This is a genomic window from Bacteroides sp. AM16-13, from assembly GCF_003602705.1.
Classification (GTDB): domain Bacteria; phylum Bacteroidota; class Bacteroidia; order Bacteroidales; family Bacteroidaceae; genus Bacteroides; species Bacteroides xylanisolvens.
The window spans coordinates 1-676 of the sequence record NZ_QTLK01000083.1; the positions used below are offsets into that span (position 1 = coordinate 1).

The 676-nt window shown below is 48.4% G+C and carries 1 protein-coding gene; it reads right to left on the reverse strand.

What is annotated here, in order from left to right; translation table 11 throughout:
• Positions 1–19: 19 nt before the first annotated feature.
• On the reverse strand, positions 20–538 hold the full coding sequence (locus DW173_RS23670; protein ID WP_004302871.1) for an HU family DNA-binding protein: 519 nt from the start codon (positions 536–538) through the stop codon (positions 20–22).
• Positions 539–676 lie beyond the last annotated feature (138 nt).

Here is a 676-nt window from a genome sequence, read left to right on the forward strand (position 1 = left end):
CTCACTGCCGTGACGTCATTTATGCAGCCGGATCGGGCGCTTCTCCGCCTCCTTCATTACCGCCTCCGCCGGGCTTGTCGCTTCCACCGGAGTTACCGCCTCCTGCACTACCCGCATCGGAAACAAGTTTATCATAACGGGCACACTTCGCACCGGTCACCATCGAACGGGTAGCGGTAGTGCGGTCATGATTCTTAGTCGTTGTCGGTTGGAAGCGGACGGTAAGCGTAGCCTGTGCAGCCGACACTTCGTCAGAGGTTTCCACACCTTTGCCACGAGCCACCATCACCATACGGAAGGTACCAAGACCGTCCACGCTTACGCTTTCCGAAGATTGCAAGTGTTGTCCCATCACCGTCACCAGGTTGTCGAGTGTGTTTTTTACGTCACCCGGAGAGAGGGAAGAGTAGGCTGCTATTTCTTTCGAAAGTTGTGCGGAATCTACGTTTCCCGAACGTACAACTCGGGGGTAGAAGAGTTTTTTACCGCTTTTTTTGTCTTCCAGAGTTGACTGGAAGGGTTTGTACAATACTGGCATAATTGTAATAGTTTTTAGTCGTTAATAATTCTAGTTTGTCTGTGTCTTTAAGCTTATCGACAATGCAAATATAAGACCTTATTTCTGTCTGTGCAAGAGATTTTAAAAGTGTGCGTTAATAAATTCGTTAATATGGAA